Source organism: Lysobacter concretionis Ko07 = DSM 16239, from assembly GCF_000768345.1.
GTDB classification, from domain to species: domain Bacteria; phylum Pseudomonadota; class Gammaproteobacteria; order Xanthomonadales; family Xanthomonadaceae; genus Novilysobacter; species Novilysobacter concretionis.
Genome location: NZ_AVPS01000003.1, coordinates 415,837 through 431,760 on the forward strand (window position 1 = coordinate 415,837; position 15,924 = coordinate 431,760).

Genomic DNA, 15,924 nt, shown 5'->3' on the forward strand with positions numbered 1-15,924 from the left:
CTTCCGCGAAGCACCTTCCGATTCACCTCGATGGCAACAGCGGCAAGCGCCATTCCCGATCGGGTCGCCTGGAAAACTCCTCCAGTTCCACCATGCTTCCGTCCTCCACAAACCGGATCCCGCGATCACCGCGCCGGGTCGCTTCCCATCGGCGGGTCAGCTGCGCCTGCAGCGGTTCGTCCGGATCGGCATGCTCGCGCAGCCACAGCAGCGCCGCCATCAACTCCAGCCGCGCCCCGTAGTCCTGCGCACGCCACTGGTAGTCGGCATAGGCAGGCCTGGCGACATCGGTGAGCACACAGCCGGCGAAGTTGGCCACGCATTCCAGACGCCACAGGTTGAGCGAGGACTCGGGCGTCGCCATCGGTTGATCGAGTTGCAGTTGAGCGTTGGTGTCATCCGAACAGTGCCGGGCATTGATGACAGCCGTCATGGCGGACGTCTGGTCGACGTCGAATACCAGCGAACCGATGGCCCGATGGATCCAGGGCGATCTCGCCAGCTCGCCCAGCAACTGGCTCCGGACCGCATGGTCGGCCAACGAGAACTCGCCTTTCATCGCCTCGCAGATCGACAGGTCGGCGACTGCCGGCGGCGAAAATGCGCTGTCGCAGGACGCCGGCAGCTCGTGCGATGCGGGCAGTTCGGCGAGCATCTGCGCGAGCAGGCGGGCGTACCCGTCGGAGGCATAGGCAATGCCGATCATGCGGGCCAGCAGCGAGTCAGAATGCGCGCCGAGCCTGCGCCAGGTCCGCACCCCGTCGCAGGCTCCCGCGAGCGCTTCATCAACATCGCCGCGCGCGAACTGCCACGCCACCCGCGTCAGGCCATAACCGGCCAGTTGGAATGGCGGCAGCATCATGTCGGTCGAGTTGGTCGCCGTATAGCGATAGTGCGAATAACGCGACAGGCCGGCGACCCGGTCGAGCAAGGCCCGGTTGCGCTCGATCAGCGCATCGTAGGCGGCGGGGTCGGCGCGCACCTTGTCGAGGCAGTTCTCCTGCCGGGTCTTGCAAAAACGCTCGAAGTCATCGGTCGAAGGCGTCTGATCGGCATAATCCGCGTGCGCAGTACTGAGCTTCGCCCATACCTTGTGGTCTTCCAGCCGATACATCGGTGTCGCGGCAAAAAACTCCGCATCCGCATCGGCGATCGCCTGCAGGCGCGACTCGGGGACGTCATACGCCAACAGCCACAGCGCCGGGAACGCATTGCCTTCCGTTGGCAATGGCGACTGCTGCATCAAGGCCAAGGCCTCGACCTGCTCGGCCGTAGGACCGCGCAGGCGCGACACCGTCCACAGACATACCGTCAACCCCACGATCCCCACAACAATCCAGAGCAACCAGATCCCTATCCGCCGCATTCCACGCTCCTGTCATCGCCGCCTTGTCGCCGGCCAGTATCGCCCGGCGGAACAGGCGCGGGCAGGCGCAACTCGCGCTGCGGCAGCGGGCGGGTGATGCCGTTGGCCTTGAACGCGCGCCAGATCGCCAGGTTGATGTCCGAGCGCACGTTGTTGATCCCCAGCTCGGGCGAGTTGATCCACACCCGCAGCTCCAGGTCGATGCCGTTGTCACCGAACGCCATCAGCCGCGCAGAGGGCGCGGGGTCGGCCTGCACGCGGTCGTGCGCATTGGCCGACTCCTCCAGCAGCGCCATCGCCCGCTCGGGATCATCGGCGTAGCTGATCTGGATCGGTACTTTCATCCGGACGCTTTCGCCGCCGTAGCTCCAATTGATCACCGGGTTGATGATCAGGTTCTCGTTCGGCATCAGCGTGTCCACGCCGTCGCGGTCGCGGATCACGATGTAGCGCGAGCGCAGCTCGTGGACCCAGCCGTAGCGGGTGCCGGACATGTCCTCCACCGTGACCACGTCGCCCGGCTTGACCGAGCCGTCGACCAGCAGGATGAAGCCGGAAATGAAGTTGCTGACAATCCGCTGCAGGCCCAGGCCGACGCCCAGACCCAGGGTGCCGCCGATCACCGCCAGCGCCGCCAGATTGACGCCCAGCACCTGCAGCGCGATGACCGTTCCCAGCGTCAACAACACCAGCTTCAGCACCTTGTTGATGCCGACCTGGGCGCTGGGCGAGAGATGGCGCGACTCGCTGACCCGGCGCTCAAGCAGGCGCGACAGCCACAGGGTGAGCACCACCACCAGCAGCGCGACCGACAGCGCGCGCAGCACCAGCAGCATCGACACGCGGGTATCGCCGATGGTGACCGCCGCCCGGTCCAGCGCGGCCAGCACGCCCGGCAGCCAGTCCAGCAGGTGCAGGGCCACGCCCAGCCAGACCACCGCGACGATCGCGTTCTCCGACGCGCGCAGCAGGGAGCCGGGCTTCAACGCACCCGACAGCAGGTACACCGCCAGCCGAACCAGCAGGAACGCCACCGCCAGGCTCAACGAGACCCACAGCAGCGCGCCACGCAGCTGCAGTTGGGCGTACACGCCCCAGGCGATCAGCAGGAACAGCGACAGCGCCGCCGGAAATGCCAGCCGGCGACTGGCCGCCAACGCCATCAATCCAGCGCGGGAGTGGTCGCCCGAGGTGAGGTAGCGGCTCAACCAGACCTCGTAACGACGGTCCACCGCCCACGCCAGCAGCAGACACGCCAGCATCGCCCCCGCCTGCCACCACAGCGACGGATGGGACAGCACATCCATCCAGACCGGAACGTGGGCGTTCAACCACTCTTTCATCGGCGGGTACTCATGGGCGGGTACGAGCGTCGGCGAGGTCGATCGAGCATACAAGCAGGGCCGAAACCGCAGCCAATGCGGCCCTGTCCTGAATCGCGCGGCACGCCGCCGGCCCTCCCCGCTGCCGGCGGCTTCAGGCCCGGCTTTTCATTGGCGTGTAAAATCGCCGGCTTTCCGCAGCGGACGAGCAGCGACAAACATGCCGCAGCGAAGCATGCCGCAGCCAGGTGCGGCGAAGACCCTCCAGCGGACGCCCGTCCCCGGCCCGGCCTTCATCCGCCTGCTGGCGCGCCTTGCCGATACCGGTGTCGATGTCCGCCCGTCCCCACTCGCACTGTCGCAGCGGCTCAGCCAATGGATCGACTGGAACCGCGCCGTCGCCCTGTCGAAGGCACTGGACGGCCGTCTCCCCGACGCGGTCGACGATGCACCGGGTTGTGATCGCAATGAAGAAAACGAATGTGCGCGTGTCCGGACCGCTTTGGTGAATGCCATTGCCGAGGTGTCGGCGCTGGTCGAAAAAATCCCGGCTGATGCCGCAATGGACTACCCCGTCTTCCGCGAGCGTCATCTCGACCTGCAACGGACGATGCAGGCGGAGACCGGTCGCCTGCGCGGCCGGCTGCGCGACCGGCTCACGCAGCAATCGGCGCAGCTTGCGCGGTTGGCGGAAGTGGATGCGGTAATGGAACTGACCCTGAGCCCGCGCGAGCAGACCCTGCTGGCGACCGTGCCCGTCCTGCTGGGAAAACACTTCGACCGCCTGCGCGAGGCCGCGCAGACCGCAGCGGCCGATCTGCAATCCGGCGATGGCGAAATCACCCTCCCGCCCGGCAGCTGGCTGAACCTCTTCCGCCAGGACCTGCAGAGCGTGCTGCTGGCCGAACTCGAACTCCGTTTCCACCCCGTCGAAGGCCTGCTTGCAGCGCTTCGTACCCGATAGCCGGAACCCCATGCCCAGAAATACTCCGCTCCATGTCGTGCTTGTGGTCGTCTTCCTCGTCGGCCTGGCAGCCGTCGGCTGGATCGGCGCCGGCTATGTCGGCACCAACCTGCTCGGCGTCGCCGTCACTTTGATGATCGCCGCCGGCTACCTCGCCGGCGCGCTGGAACTGCACCGCTACCGGCAGGCCAGCGCGACGCTGACGCAGGCCGTGACAACTGCGGGCAGCGCCGTTTCCGGCCTTCGCGACTGGCTCGACCGCCTGCACCCGAGCCTGCGCAACGCGGTGCGGCTGCGGATCGAAGGCGAGCGCATCGCGTTGCCCGGGCCGGCGCTGACGCCGTATCTGGTCGGCCTGCTGGTGCTGCTGGGCATGCTCGGCACGCTGATGGGCATGATGGCGACCCTGCGCGGCACCGGTCTGGCACTGGAAAGCGCGAGCGATCTGGAAGCGATCCGCGGCTCACTCGGCGCGCCCGTGAAAGGTCTGGCGTTTGCGTTCGGCACCTCGATCGCCGGCGTGGCCAGCTCCGCGATGCTCGGTCTGCTGTCCGCGCTGTGCCGCCGCGAACGCCTGCAGGCCGTGCAGCAGCTCGACGTGGAAATCGCCACCACCCTGCGCCCGCATTCGCAGGCCTGGCAGCGCGAGGAAGCCTTCCGCCTGCTGCAGCAACAGACCAGCCTGATGCCCACGCTGATCGACCGGCTGCAGACGATGGTCGCCACCATCGAGCAGCAGAACCTGGCTGCCAGCGAACGGCAGGCCGCCGGCCAGCAGGACTTCCACGCCCGCGCCGAAGCGTCCCATGTGCGACTGGCCGCCTCGCTGGAGCAATCCCTGAAGACCGGCGTGGCCGACAGCGCCCAGGCCGTCGTCGCGGCACTGCATCCGGTGGTCGGGACCACGATGACCGGCCTCGCGCGCGAAACCGCGGCGATGCAGACCACCGTCACCCAGGCCGTGCAGCAGCAACTGGACGGGCTGGCGGCCGGCATCGAAGCCGCCACGCGGACCGCCGCTGGCCACTGGACTGCGACCGCGACCGCGCAGCAGCAAGCCAACGACCGCCTCGTCGACGACCTGCGCAGCTCACTGAGTCAGTTCGCCGACACCTTCGAGCAACGCTCGACCGGCCTGCTGGATGCGGTTTCGACCCGGCTCGACGCGAGCTCGGACCACACCGCGAACGCCTGGAACCTCGCGCTGTCGCGGCAGGAAGCCCTCAACGAACAGCTGGCGACCCGCAACGAGCAGGCACTCGCCTCTGCCGCCGCCAGTTTCGAGGACCGCGCCGGCGCGCTGGTCGAGGTACTGCAGCAGGCGCATGCCGAACTGCAGACGGTGCTGGAGTCACGCGACCAGCAACGGCTGGCGCAGTGGTCCGACGCGTTCGGCTCGATGACGACCGCGCTGAGTCAGCACTGGGAACAAAGCAGCGAGCGCGTCGCCGACCGGCAACAGGCCATCTGCGACACCCTGGCGCGCACCGCCGGCGAGATATCGGCGCAGACGCAGGCCCACGCGAGCGACACCATCGCCGAGATCTCCCGTCTCGTGGAAGCCGCCTCGGAAGCCCCCCGGGCCGCCGCCGAGGTGATTGCCGAACTGCGGCAAAAACTGTCCGACAGCATGGTCCGCGACAACGCCATGCTCGACGAGCGCAGCCGCCTGCTGGCCACGCTGGAAACCCTGCTCGACGCCGTCAACCACGCCTCCACCGAACAACGCACCGCCGTGGACGCGCTGGTCGGCACCACCGCCGACCTGCTCGAGCGCGTCGGCGCCCGCTTCACCGACCACATCGAAACCGAGACCGGCAAGCTCGGCACCGCGGCGGCGCACGTCACCGCCGGCGCGGTCGAAGTGGCCAGCCTCGGCGACGCGTTCGGCGCGGCGGTGCAGGCGTTCGGCCAGTCGAGCGAGGCGCTGGGCGAACGCCTGCAGCACATCGAAACCGCGCTCGACAAATCGCTCGCCCGCAGCGACGAGCAGTTGGCCTACTACGTCGCGCAGGCACGGGAAGTCGTCGACCTCAGCCTGCTGTCGCAGCAGCAGATCATCGGCGAGCTGCAACACCTCGCCCGCGCGGCCGAGACCCAAGCCGGATGAGCGACGAGATCGAGCTGGAAGGCGAATCCACCGCGACCACCTGGGCCGCGTTCGGCGACCTGATGTCGGTGCTGCTGGGCGCGTTCGTGCTGATCCTGGCCGGCGTCATCGGCGTGCAGCTGCAGCTGTCGAACCAGCTGGACGAGGCGGTCAAGCAACGCCAGGCCGAGGCGCAGCGCCTGAAAACCCTGGAGCAGGCCCTCGCCGCACCGCTGGCTGCGGGCCGCGTCACCGTCATCAACGGCCGCATCGGCATCAGCGGCAGCGTGCTGTTCGCGCTGAACTCCGACCAGCTCCAGACCGAAGGCCACGAACTGCTGCAAAGCCTGGCCGCGCCGCTGTCGGAGTACCTGCAGTCGCGCGACGAGATCCTGATGGTGAGCGGCTTCACCGACGACCGGCCGGTGCTGGGCAGCAACCGCCGCTTCGCCGACAACCTCGAACTCTCCGCCGCCCGCGCGATGACCGTCACCCGCCGCCTGATCGCCGCCGGCGTGCCGGCTTCCTCGGTATTCGCCGCAGCGTTCGGCGCCGAACAGCCGGTCAGCTCCAACGACGACGAAGCCGGACGCGCCCGAAACCGCCGGGTGGAGATCGCGCCGATTCCCAGGCCGAAAACGGACATGCCGAAGACGGGCACCGGGTCCGATGCCGGGTAACGCCGACATCCGCTCGCTGCTCGATGCCTGGCGCGGACAAGGCGCCGACCACGCCGACCCGCTGCGCTTTGGCGTGATCGCTGCCCTGGCGCAGCGCGCCGACCGCCACGACGGCGCGGTGCGGAAACTGCTGCAGGACCGCCTTAAAGTGCTGGTGGATAGCTACACGAGCGCAATTGCCGGAATGGACGCCATCAGCAAGGCTGCCGAAATGCCGTCCGCCGATGAAGCCCGACTTGCGGCTTCCGGCCCGTTGAAGGATTTGCTCGACCATCTGGGCGCTTCACAAGGCCCACCCGGCCTGCGTCCCAATGCGGACAGCGTGGCTACCGCGTCTCCACCCACCCCTGCATCGCTGCCGTTACTGGACGAGTTCCAGCAACTCTGGAGCCGCATCCGCACCGACAGCCAGCTGCGCCAATCACTGGACTCGGCCCCCGAAGATGCCGGCCCGCTCCACTCCAGCACTCTGCTCCATCGCGCGATGACCCTGATGCACGAAGCCGCGCCGGGCTACCTGCAGCACTTCATCGCCTACGCCGACGCGCTGTCGTGGATGGAGCAGCTGCAGGAGGACGGCGTGCTGGATACCCACACCACGTCCCGCAGCACCGATTCCAAAACCGCCGGCAAACCGCGCACACGCAAGCGCGCGAAACCGCAGCGCGCCTAGTCAGGGTCAGAACAACTCGGCTTTTGCCCGTCATTCCCGCGAAAGCGGGAACCCAGAGCCTCTGCTGTCAATAACTTGAAATAACTGGATATTGCCCTCTCCGCTCACGCACCCGCCAACACCGGTCATAGTTGCCCGTCGCCCCACGACAACCGCCCGCAAAGACCAGGAGACAACGTCATGCCCTACATCGACGGCTTCGTCATCGCAGTCCCGACCGCCAACAAGCAGAAGTTCATCGACCACGCCCGGCTCGGCGATGCGGTGTTCATGGAATACGGCGCCACCCGCGTGGTCGAGTGTTGGGGCGACGACGTCCCGGCCGGCAAGCAGACCGACTTCCAGCGCGCCGTCCAGGCCAAGGAGGACGAGAGCATCGTCTTCTCCTGGATCGAATGGCCCGACAAGGCGACCCGCGATGCCGCCTTCAAGAAAATGATGGAGGACCCGCGGATGGATCCGAAGATCAATCCGATGCCGTTCGACGGCGCGCGGATGATCTATGGCGGGTTCCAGCCGGTGGTGGAACTGGGATCGGCCTGACCGGCGGCGTCACCGTCCCTCTGAATACCAAGGCAGCGCCCGCACCTCACGGGCGCTGCCTTGTTTGCGCGTGGCGTCAGTGTTGCGGCTGGACACCGAGGTAGGCGCCGGCGACATCGAGCGTGGCCCACAGCTCATCGCGCTCGATCTTGTACGCGCGGTCGAACAGCTGTTCCGCGGTCGCGCGATCACCGTTCAGCAGGTAGTACGCACCCACTTCCGCCAGATCCTTTACGTCCTTCGGATTGGCCTGCAGGTACCGGTCGAACAACGGCTTGGCCTTGTCCCATTCGCCCGCCTCCTGGTACACGCGGGCAATCCGGAAGACGTCGCTGTCCTCGTGCTTGCCGGTCAGCAGCGCGTCGAAGATCGCCACGCCCTCGGCCTTGAGACCGCCCAGGTAATACGCCCGGCCCACGCCGATGCGCTCCCAGCTGCCGTTCTTCCCCGCCTGCACCAGGGCGACATCCAGCAGCGCCCGCGCCGCCGCCTGTGGGTCCTGGTCGCGATACATCGTCGGCCCCGGCTCCGGCCGGGCCCCATGACCCACGCCAATGCCGGCCACGAATACGAACGCGACGACCGCAGCGAGCTTCAGATTCCTCATTCCCTTCCCCAGTTGATGTCGGTGGTTGTTCCCCGCGACCGCTTCTGTCCACGGCCGCTCGGCGCAACTTAGCAGCCACGGCAGCGATACGCGCAGACCTTGCCTGCGTTGCTCCGAAAACTACAGACCAAACCGCCGCAGATCGAACTCCGCCAGCTCACCGATCCGCCCGATCACGAGATCCGGCGGTGGATCGATCACGACCCCGACCGCCTCCTCGGCGTAATGCCCCTGGCGCACGAACACCGTGGTCAGGCGCGCGCCCAGCACCTGTTTCATCTCGGCCAACAAGCGCGGTTTGTCATCGACCATCACGTAACGGCGGGCCGGAAACCGGCGCTGCACCGCACCCAGCATGTCCTGCTTGTGCAGGTAGATCAGCACCCGGCCCTGCAACGCCTCCCACAGCCCCGAGCGCTGCACCTTGCGCGGCTGGAACACCACGTCGCCATCGGACAAGATCACCGGCGTGCCGAGCGTGTGCAGATGCTCGATGGCCGCCATCGCGCCCGGATACAGCCGCTGCGCGAACGGGTAGTCGAGCATGAAGCCGGACATCTGCAGCAGGTCGGGGTCGTCATCCAGGCCCTCGCGGAACGCCTGCAAGGTCGCGAGGTAATCCGCGTAACCCAGCTCGATGCGGCCGCTGTCGTAAAGCGCCCAGTAACGCCGCGCCTGATCCACGCCGAAATCCCGCCGCAGGCGCGCGTCCAGATCGGCCTTGAAACGGTCGTTGTCGAGCAGCGTGTTGTCGACGTCGAGCAGGAACACGACGTCGCGGGTGGGTTCGGGTTTCAGCATGGCGGGTCCGCTCTGATTGCAACAAGCGTGCCGGGGCCTGCGTAGACGGGGTGTTTGGCCGCCAGATGCCGGCAGGCCGGTATCAGCACGCCGACGTACTACAACTGGAAATCGAAGTACGGCGGCCTTGAGGCCCCTGTCGCGTGCGGCTTGCTACCGACCGCCGCTGGATCGCATGCACAAACTCTCCGGGGTGTTGCACTTGGAGTGTTGATTCACCCCTTTGACTTCTTGGCACGGGAGGCCAGCCGCGTCTTGCGGAGCACACGCTCCGAACGCATGAGATGCAGGATAAAAACTTTACGCCCGTCATGGCGGCAGAAGATACGGCATGGCGGTTCGACGATTTGTCGGTAGCGTGAACGCTTGAGCTCTATGGGGCGACTACCACTCTCAGGGTGATCGGCCAATTGTTCCACGTGGCCGATAACGCGGCGGACCAGCTCTGCCGCTGCCAGGGGGTTCTCAATGGCAATGTAGTCGGCAATGGCGTCCAAGTCGCTCAGAGCCGGTTCCGTCCAGACTATTTCAGCCATCGGGTAAGGCGGGTCTTGGCTTGGGCATGCGAGACAACGCGACCTTCGGCAACGGCGAGCTCACCGCGGGCAATACCCTCCAGAACGGTCATGCGTTGCTGCAGGAGCTCATAGCTCTCCACATCTACGAGGTAGGCACTGGGCAGGCCATGCTGGGTGATGAGAATAGGCGTTTTGTCCCGCTCGATGTCCGAGAGGAGTTCGGTTGCCTGGCGCTTAAGGGTGGTGACGAGTTCAGTACGCATGAAGTGACACTACAGTGCCACTCCGGTCTGCGCAAGAGATTGGGACAAAGGTCTAACACTCAAGTTGAGCCGAATTACAGTGCGTAGCTGACAACATGGCAAGCTATCCCTGCCATGGCATTGGTGGAACGAAGCAAGTTCGGCTTGAACGCGGTTTCTACCCTGCTCCGGGTCGGTATTACAGACCCAACAAGACCGTTTATGGCCAGAGGGAATACCCGTGGGACGGAAATGCAGTCTGGCAACCGTTGTAACCACCCGCACCGACGTCATGCAGTAACCAGGGCGGTACAAACAAACCACCATCGGTGGCCGGCGAATATCCGGTCAGGGCATTACGCGGCCGGGGTTGACGGGAAGCTTCTTACGGAATTGTTAGGGCGCAGTGCGGCGAGCGATGATATAGGCGAAGAGTAAACCAAATATGCCACTCAATAAGATGCCGTTTACCAATGACAGGCCGAGGAGGTACGCAGTTACCGCGCCAAAGCTGTAGCCAGCCAGCCTGCAGGGTGCGACCTTCTTGGATCGCCAACCTTCAATCGAACATAGTTCTTGGTCAACTTTGACAGGCTGTTGGGATTGGATGTCATCTGCATCCCTCGAGATCTCATCCATAATGTGCTGAGTATCCTCATGTGATCTAACGCCTGAGTTAAGCCGACTTGCGTAGTGGAGCCAAAGCCATGGCAAGCTTTTCCTGCCATGGCTTTGGTGTAACGAAGCAAGTTCGGCTTGAACGAATTGTTAGGTGCTTCCTAGGCACGGGTAACGCGCACGCCCATTGCTGGACGTTGATACGGCTTGAGCGTAGCGGCGACGAAGACCTGGCGTTGGAGTTTCTTGCTCTCCGACCAAACACAAGTGACTTCGTTGCCGTTAATTTCCTCAACGGTCATAGGCTCACCGCCGGACTTCAACTGGACAATGTCACCTGCCGCAAAAGACTGGCTCATAGGATGGCTCCTTATTGATCTTGCTCAGGGTAGCGATGCTTGGGGAAGGCGACAGGTACACGGAACTTAATGCGCGATTCCATGCCTTTTGACTCGTTGCTCTTGCCGCCGGCGCTTAGGTTGAGAAGTGAGGCAACGGTGAGTCCGACTCCTGCCTTGGTCTCCGTGCCCGAGTTTGCAAGGATTGCCACATCAAAATCCACATACTCAATGGCGTGACGTCGGCCTCCGGTAACCAAGCTGCCAGTGTCATCCTTTGTCATCGACGTGTTTATACGGGTCGTTGATCCGCCCTCTTGCAGCTTCCGCTGTGCATCCTCGATGCCTCCGGAAATCTGAAGGAGAGCTTCTGTGACGAATTCTTTGAGTTCCATGGATCTCCCCAGAAGCACCTAACGCCGGAATTAAGCCGAGCCACGAAGTGGCTTCGGCTTGAATGACTTGTTAGGCGGTGCTGCTCCGGATGATGGACGAATTTGCCAAGAATCAGCCCACAACACTGCCGCCAGCCGAGACAGTACCAGATGCGATGTTGTTGATGCCGCCGAAGCCGGAAAGTGAAGAAGCCAGGAGCCACAAGCGCAGCATGTTGCCGAAGTCAGGCAAGCCGGTGCGAACGCACCCGAGAACCCAGCCGAAGAACGAGCGGCCGAAGCCCGTACAAGCGAAGGCGCAGAGCCAAGGTGTGCGATGAAGTAACCGGATCCGGCCGACAGGTTGCGATGTGGTGTCCGAAGCAGCGAGCCGCCATGAAATTCTCAACAGCAACCGCCTAACGCCAGAATTAAGCCGCGCCGCGCAGCGGCGTCGGCTTGAATGAATTGTTAGGCGCGTCCACGCAAATCTATGGTGCGCCAGCTTGCCTGATCTGACTTTACGAGTGCTGCCTGCTCCGAATTAAGACCGAAGGCAGCGCTCATATAGACCAGATCTACCTCCTCAGACTCCTCGGCCGAGTTGCCGCGATAGTCCTGAGGTGAAGAGCGCAACTCGACAAAAGCATCCGTTGCCGAAACATAAATCAGAGTGGCGGTCCAAGTGGGCCTAGCCAGGCTGAACCCCAATGCGACATCAACGACTCGGTCGAGGTCGAACTCCACGACTTGGCCAGATTTTGCTTTGTACTCGCAGGGCATCATGATGCGCGCCTAACGCTTATTAGAGCCCCTAAGCGAGGCATTACGCCGAGTATGCCCGCTTTCCAAGTCGCGTTCAGAGGCCACACTCCAGGCCTTTGCACCGCAATTACAGACTTCGCGAAAAGCCCACTTACAGCGTTACCCCGCGAGCAAACTGGAAAGCGTTACGGCAGCCCCCCACGACCGTAACGCCCCTTTCCACGTCCGCACTCACACCATCGGCAACTTCAACCCCTTCTCCCGCGCGCACTCCTTCGCGATCTCATACCCCGCATCCGCATGCCGCATCACGCCGGTCGCGGGGTCGTTCCACAGCACGCGGGCGATGCGCTGGTCGGCGGCCTCGCTGCCGTCGCAGACGATCACCACGCCGCTGTGCTGCGAGTAGCCCATGCCGACGCCGCCGCCGTGGTGCAGGCTGACCCAGGTCGCGCCGCCGGCGACGTTGAGCATGGCGTTGAGCAGCGGCCAGTCGGACACGGCGTCGCTGCCGTCCTTCATCGACTCGGTCTCGCGGTTGGGTGAGGCGACGCTGCCGCTGTCGAGGTGGTCGCGGCCGATCACGACCGGGGCCTTGAGCTCGCCGTTGCGGACCATCTCGTTGAACGCCAGGCCGAGTTTGTCGCGCAGGCCCAGGCCGACCCAGCAGATGCGCGCGGGCAGGCCCTGGAATTCGATCCGGTCGCGCGCCATGTCCAGCCAGTTGTGCAGGTGGGCGTCGCCGGGGATCAGTTCCTTGACCTTGGCGTCGGTCTTGTAGATGTCTTCGGGGTCACCGCTGAGCGCGACCCAGCGGAACGGGCCGATGCCCTTGCAGAACAGCGGACGCACGTAGGCGGGGACGAAACCGGGGAAGTCGAACGCGTTCTTGCAGCCGTCGTCGAACGCCATCTGGCGGATGTTGTTGCCGTAGTCGAAGGTCGGGATGCCCTGGGCGTGGAAGGCGAGCATCGCCTCGACGTGTTTGCGCATGGAGTGCATCGCGGCGTCGCGGATCGCGGCGGGATTGTCGCGCTGGCCTTCCAGCCATTCGGCCACGGTCAGGCCGATCGGCAGGTAGCCGTGCACGGGGTCGTGGGCGCTGGTCTGGTCGGTGACGGCGTCGGGGCGGACGCCGCGGCGGACCAGTTCGGGCAGGATCACCGCGGCGTTGCCGAGCAATGCGATCGACTTGGCTTCGCCGGCCCTGGTGTATTTGTCGATGCGGGCCAGGGCATCGTCGAGGTCGGCGGCCTGCTCGTCGACGTAGCGGGTGCGCAGGCGCATGTCGATGCGGCTCTGCTGGCATTCGATGTTGAGGCTGCACGCGCCGGCCAGGCTGGCGGCCAGCGGTTGCGCGCCGCCCATGCCGCCCAGCCCGGCGGTGAGGATCCAGCGGCCCTTGAGGCTGCCGCCGTAATGCTGCCGGCCCAGCTCCACGAAGGTCTCGTAGGTGCCCTGGACGATGCCTTGGCTGCCGATGTAGATCCAGCTGCCGGCAGTCATCTGGCCGTACATCATCAGGCCCTTCCTATCGAGCTCGTTGAAGTGCTCCCAGGTGGCCCAGTGCGGCACCAGGTTGGAGTTGGCGATCAGCACGCGCGGGGCGTCGGCGTGGGTGCGGAAGATGCCGACCGGCTTGCCGGACTGCACCAGCAGGGTTTCCTCGTCGGACAGGTTCTTCAGCGACTCGATGATGGCGTCGTAGCTTTCCCAGTCACGCGCGGCGCGGCCGATGCCGCCGTAGACCACCAGCCCGGTCGGGTCCTCGGCCACCTCGGCATCCAGGTTGTTCTGCAGCATCCGGAACGGCGCTTCGGTCAACCATGATTTGCAGGTGAGCTGGCTGCCACGCGGGGAGCGGATGACGCGGCTGGGATCGACACGGGTGTGGGTGACGGGGGCGGACATGGCGACTTCCTGGACGGAAACGGAAAGTCCCGATTATCGCATCGCGCTTGGGGTGCGGACCCGGGGTCTCCACCCAGCAGTACCGCCCAAGAACAGGAACGCCCGGCGGGGTGCCGGGCGTTGGTCGGAATGGCGGCGGTCGTAGCGACCTCGTCATCGCGCCGGTCAGTGGATTGCGGGATCCCGCTTGCGCAGGGCATCGGCGATGTCCACCTCGCCGGTTCGCTCCAGATCCGAGCGGCTGTAGACGCGGCCGCTGGCGCTGACGCAACCGTCGCGGTCCAGCTCGTCGACCCGGTCCACCACGGCGTCCTTGTCCTTGCGCATGGCCCGGTCGGCACGCTCACTGCGGCTCCGGGTGATGCGGCTGCCGGTGTAACGCAGGCAGTCGCGGCGGGCGTCGGCATCGGCGCGGGCTTCGCTCGGGTTGACGGTGCGCTGGTCGGTCTGCGCCTGCGTGGTCGTGACCGGGGCGTCCTGGGTCGGCACGGGTTCGGCGGCCTGCACGGCGAGCATCGGCAAGGCCACCAACAGGCCCAACAGCAAGGTTTTCATTGCGGTCTCCAACAGGTTGCGATCCGGAAATCCACCATACGCCCGTGCTTCGTGGCCGGCGGCCGGGCGGAATCGAGCATTCACAACGCTTTCAGGTGTGCAGCGTTCCGCCTGCAACATCCAGCCATTAGGATGGCCCGATGCATTCATTCAAATCCGCGGCCACGACCGCCCTGCTCGCCTTTTTCACGTTGTTCCTCGTCGCCTGCACCTCGTTGCCGGCCACGGACACCCGCCCATCCTCCACTGCCGACGCCGCGACCCCGCCGCCCGTGCTGCTGGTCTCGATCGACGGGTTCCGCGCCGACTACCTGGACCTGGGCATCACCCCGAACCTGGCCCGGCTCACCGTCGAAGGCGTGCAGGCAGAGTGGATGAATCCGTCCTTCCCCAGCCTGACCTTCCCGAATCATTACTCCATCGTCACCGGCCTGCGCCCGGACCGTCACGGCATCGTCCACAACTCGATGCAGGACACCGAATTGGGTGGTTTCAGCCTGGGCAAGCGCGAGGCGGTCAGCGACGGGCGCTGGTGGGACGACGGCCTGCCGGTGTGGGTGAGCGTCGAGACCGCCGGGCTGCCGGCCGCGACCCTGTTCTGGCCCGGCACCGAGGCGGCCATCGGCGGCGTGCAGGCGACCCGCTGGCTGCCGTTCGACGCCAAGATGCCGGCCGATGCGCGCGTCGACACGGTGCTGGGCTGGCTGGGCGAACCGGTCGCGACCCGGCCGCGTTTCGCCACGCTGTACTTCGAGGCGCTGGACACGGCCGGTCACACCCACGGCCCGGATTCGCCGGAAGCGCATGCCGCGATCCGCGAGGTCGATGCGGCGATCGGCCGCTTGCTCGATGGCCTGGACGCGCGCGGGCTGGCGTCGCAGGTCAACCTGGTGGTGGTGTCGGATCACGGCATGGCGACCGTGGCGCCGGAACAGTACGTGCTGATCGAAGACATGGTCGACCCGGCGGACGCGAAGATGGTGACGGCCGGCCAGTCGGTCGGATTCGCCCCGAAGCCGGGACGCTCCCAGGCCGCCGAAGCGCAACTGCTCGGCGCGCACGAGCACTATGACTGCTGGCGCAAGGGCGAGCTGCCCGCGCGCTGGCATTACGGCAGCCACCCGCGGGTGCCGCCGATCGTGTGCCAGATGCACGAAGGCTGGGACGCGATCCGCCGCGCCTGGGCTGCCTCGCGCTCGACCACCGCGAACCGCGGCTCCCACGGCTTCGACCCGGCGCTGCCGTCGATGCGCGCGATCTTCCTCGCCCGCGGCCCCGCGTTCCGCGAGCACGCCACGGTGCCCGCGTTCGACAACGTCGACGTGTACCCGCTGCTGATGAAGCTGATCGGCCTGGAACCGGCGGCGAATGACGGCGATGACGACGCAATGGGCACGTTGAAGGTGGGCGCACCGATGTCGAGGTAAGTCGGCGCGGAAGCGACGGCTTCTCGCGACGGGATGGCAGGTACAGGTCGCGACTGACATCGCTCCTACGAAATCCTGACCGGATCCATCACCGTAGGAGCGGCGTAAGCCGCGAACGCGCAGGCAACGCA

General features: G+C 65.6%; 18 protein-coding genes. 7 read left to right on the forward strand and 11 right to left on the reverse strand.

The window, feature by feature from the left end:
• Positions 1 to 22: 22 nt before the first annotated feature.
• Together N792_RS04395 and N792_RS04400 are read right to left on the reverse strand one after the other, a co-directional pair.
• Positions 23 to 1,345, reverse strand: a complete 1,323-nt coding sequence (locus N792_RS04395; protein WP_156969288.1) for a hypothetical protein — start codon at positions 1,343 to 1,345, stop codon at positions 23 to 25.
• An 8-nt stretch (positions 1,346 to 1,353) separates the two neighbouring features.
• On the reverse strand, positions 1,354 to 2,709 hold the full coding sequence (locus N792_RS04400) for a mechanosensitive ion channel family protein (protein WP_156969289.1): 1,356 nt from the start codon (positions 2,707 to 2,709) through the stop codon (positions 1,354 to 1,356).
• A 214-nt stretch (positions 2,710 to 2,923) separates the two neighbouring features.
• Between N792_RS04400 and N792_RS04405 the strand changes: the two genes are divergently transcribed.
• The 5 genes from N792_RS04405 to N792_RS04425 all read left to right on the forward strand — a co-directional run bounded on the left by N792_RS04405 (position 2,924) and on the right by N792_RS04425 (position 7,637).
• Positions 2,924 to 3,652 carry a DUF3348 domain-containing protein gene (locus N792_RS04405; RefSeq protein WP_036193039.1) on the forward strand — a complete coding sequence of 243 codons (729 nt, stop codon included), beginning with the start codon at positions 2,924 to 2,926 and terminating at the stop codon, positions 3,650 to 3,652.
• Positions 3,653 to 3,662: 10 nt separating this feature from the next.
• Complete coding sequence (locus N792_RS04410) at positions 3,663 to 5,762, forward strand: DUF802 domain-containing protein (protein ID WP_052103434.1); 2,100 nt, start codon at positions 3,663 to 3,665, stop codon at positions 5,760 to 5,762.
• Entirely contained in the window at positions 5,759 to 6,421 is a 663-nt protein-coding gene (locus N792_RS04415) for an OmpA family protein (RefSeq protein ID WP_036192817.1), read from the forward strand. The genes N792_RS04410 and N792_RS04415 overlap by 4 nt, the downstream gene beginning before the upstream one ends.
• Positions 6,411 to 7,094 carry a DUF2894 domain-containing protein gene (locus N792_RS04420; protein ID WP_036192819.1) on the forward strand — a complete coding sequence of 228 codons (684 nt, stop codon included), beginning with the start codon at positions 6,411 to 6,413 and terminating at the stop codon, positions 7,092 to 7,094. Before N792_RS04415 ends, N792_RS04420 begins: the two co-directional genes overlap by 11 nt.
• A 180-nt stretch (positions 7,095 to 7,274) precedes the next feature.
• Complete coding sequence (locus N792_RS04425) at positions 7,275 to 7,637, forward strand: DUF1428 domain-containing protein (RefSeq protein WP_036192821.1); 363 nt, start codon at positions 7,275 to 7,277, stop codon at positions 7,635 to 7,637.
• A 76-nt stretch (positions 7,638 to 7,713) separates the two neighbouring features.
• On the opposite strand, the gene N792_RS04430 is transcribed toward N792_RS04425, so the two are convergent.
• The 6 genes from N792_RS04430 to N792_RS04455 form a co-directional block, all read right to left on the reverse strand.
• The gene (locus tag N792_RS04430; RefSeq protein WP_036192831.1) at positions 7,714 to 8,244 is read right to left on the reverse strand and encodes a tetratricopeptide repeat protein; all 531 of its coding nucleotides are present in this window, start codon (positions 8,242 to 8,244) and stop codon (positions 7,714 to 7,716) included.
• A gap of 120 nt (positions 8,245 to 8,364) precedes the next feature.
• Positions 8,365 to 9,045, reverse strand: coding sequence for an HAD family hydrolase (locus N792_RS04435; RefSeq protein ID WP_036192833.1), 681 nt, complete (start codon positions 9,043 to 9,045; stop codon positions 8,365 to 8,367).
• A 215-nt stretch (positions 9,046 to 9,260) separates the two neighbouring features.
• Positions 9,261 to 9,581: a type II toxin-antitoxin system RelE/ParE family toxin gene (locus tag N792_RS04440; RefSeq protein ID WP_036192835.1), complete on the reverse strand. Its 321-nt coding sequence runs from the start codon at positions 9,579 to 9,581 to the stop codon at positions 9,261 to 9,263.
• The gene (locus tag N792_RS04445) at positions 9,569 to 9,826 is read right to left on the reverse strand and encodes a type II toxin-antitoxin system prevent-host-death family antitoxin (RefSeq protein ID WP_036192837.1); all 258 of its coding nucleotides are present in this window, start codon (positions 9,824 to 9,826) and stop codon (positions 9,569 to 9,571) included. Before N792_RS04445 ends, N792_RS04440 begins: the two co-directional genes overlap by 13 nt.
• 758 nt (positions 9,827 to 10,584) lie before the next feature.
• On the reverse strand, positions 10,585 to 10,782 hold the full coding sequence (locus tag N792_RS13710; protein ID WP_036192838.1) for a YodC family protein: 198 nt from the start codon (positions 10,780 to 10,782) through the stop codon (positions 10,585 to 10,587).
• Between the two features lie 11 nt (positions 10,783 to 10,793).
• Positions 10,794 to 11,156 carry a hypothetical protein gene (locus N792_RS04455; RefSeq protein ID WP_036192840.1) on the reverse strand — a complete coding sequence of 121 codons (363 nt, stop codon included), beginning with the start codon at positions 11,154 to 11,156 and terminating at the stop codon, positions 10,794 to 10,796.
• 92 nt (positions 11,157 to 11,248) lie between these two features.
• Between N792_RS04455 and N792_RS13960 the strand changes: the two genes are divergently transcribed.
• Positions 11,249 to 11,476 carry a hypothetical protein gene (locus tag N792_RS13960; protein ID WP_191150498.1) on the forward strand — a complete coding sequence of 76 codons (228 nt, stop codon included), beginning with the start codon at positions 11,249 to 11,251 and terminating at the stop codon, positions 11,474 to 11,476.
• Between the two features lie 130 nt (positions 11,477 to 11,606).
• Here N792_RS13960 and N792_RS04460 read toward each other — a convergent pair whose 3' ends face one another.
• From N792_RS04460 to N792_RS04470, 3 genes are all read right to left on the reverse strand, one after another.
• On the reverse strand, positions 11,607 to 11,918 hold the full coding sequence (locus N792_RS04460; RefSeq protein WP_052103436.1) for a hypothetical protein: 312 nt from the start codon (positions 11,916 to 11,918) through the stop codon (positions 11,607 to 11,609).
• 213 nt (positions 11,919 to 12,131) lie between these two features.
• A complete protein-coding gene (gene hutU / locus N792_RS04465) occupies positions 12,132 to 13,811 on the reverse strand; it encodes a urocanate hydratase (protein ID WP_036192843.1) in 1,680 nt (559 codons plus the stop codon).
• 165 nt (positions 13,812 to 13,976) lie between these two features.
• Positions 13,977 to 14,366: a hypothetical protein gene (locus N792_RS04470; RefSeq protein ID WP_036192846.1), complete on the reverse strand. Its 390-nt coding sequence runs from the start codon at positions 14,364 to 14,366 to the stop codon at positions 13,977 to 13,979.
• 140 nt (positions 14,367 to 14,506) lie between these two features.
• Here N792_RS04470 and N792_RS04475 point away from each other — a divergent pair, with 140 nt between their 5' ends.
• Positions 14,507 to 15,793 (forward strand): alkaline phosphatase family protein, encoded by a 1,287-nt coding sequence (locus N792_RS04475; RefSeq protein ID WP_052103438.1) that lies wholly within the window; start codon positions 14,507 to 14,509, stop codon positions 15,791 to 15,793.
• The last annotated feature ends 131 nt before the right edge of the window (positions 15,794 to 15,924 follow it).

Excerpts from the sequence above, each read along its gene's own strand:
- N792_RS04455 (WP_036192840.1), bottom strand. The coding sequence starts at position 11,156 with ATGGAACTCAAAGAATTCGTCACAGAAGCTCTCCTTCAGATTTCCGGA.
- N792_RS04440 (WP_036192835.1), bottom strand. The coding sequence starts at position 9,581 with ATGGCTGAAATAGTCTGGACGGAACCGGCTCTGAGCGACTTGGACGCC.
- N792_RS04475 (WP_052103438.1), top strand. The coding sequence starts at position 14,507 with ATGCATTCATTCAAATCCGCGGCCACGACCGCCCTGCTCGCCTTTTTC.
- N792_RS04410 (WP_052103434.1), top strand. The coding sequence starts at position 3,663 with ATGCCCAGAAATACTCCGCTCCATGTCGTGCTTGTGGTCGTCTTCCTC.
- N792_RS04405 (WP_036193039.1), top strand. The coding sequence starts at position 2,924 with ATGCCGCAGCCAGGTGCGGCGAAGACCCTCCAGCGGACGCCCGTCCCC.
- N792_RS04445 (WP_036192837.1), bottom strand. The coding sequence starts at position 9,826 with ATGCGTACTGAACTCGTCACCACCCTTAAGCGCCAGGCAACCGAACTC.
- N792_RS04400 (WP_156969289.1), bottom strand. The coding sequence starts at position 2,709 with ATGAAAGAGTGGTTGAACGCCCACGTTCCGGTCTGGATGGATGTGCTG.
- N792_RS04415 (WP_036192817.1), top strand. The coding sequence starts at position 5,759 with ATGAGCGACGAGATCGAGCTGGAAGGCGAATCCACCGCGACCACCTGG.
- N792_RS04420 (WP_036192819.1), top strand. The coding sequence starts at position 6,411 with ATGCCGGGTAACGCCGACATCCGCTCGCTGCTCGATGCCTGGCGCGGA.
- N792_RS04430 (WP_036192831.1), bottom strand. The coding sequence starts at position 8,244 with ATGAGGAATCTGAAGCTCGCTGCGGTCGTCGCGTTCGTATTCGTGGCC.
- N792_RS13960 (WP_191150498.1), top strand. The coding sequence starts at position 11,249 with ATGGACGAATTTGCCAAGAATCAGCCCACAACACTGCCGCCAGCCGAG.
- N792_RS13710 (WP_036192838.1), bottom strand. The coding sequence starts at position 10,782 with ATGAGCCAGTCTTTTGCGGCAGGTGACATTGTCCAGTTGAAGTCCGGC.
- N792_RS04470 (WP_036192846.1), bottom strand. The coding sequence starts at position 14,366 with ATGAAAACCTTGCTGTTGGGCCTGTTGGTGGCCTTGCCGATGCTCGCC.
- N792_RS04435 (WP_036192833.1), bottom strand. The coding sequence starts at position 9,045 with ATGCTGAAACCCGAACCCACCCGCGACGTCGTGTTCCTGCTCGACGTC.
- hutU (WP_036192843.1), bottom strand. The coding sequence starts at position 13,811 with ATGTCCGCCCCCGTCACCCACACCCGTGTCGATCCCAGCCGCGTCATC.
- N792_RS04425 (WP_036192821.1), top strand. The coding sequence starts at position 7,275 with ATGCCCTACATCGACGGCTTCGTCATCGCAGTCCCGACCGCCAACAAG.
- N792_RS04460 (WP_052103436.1), bottom strand. The coding sequence starts at position 11,918 with ATGCCCTGCGAGTACAAAGCAAAATCTGGCCAAGTCGTGGAGTTCGAC.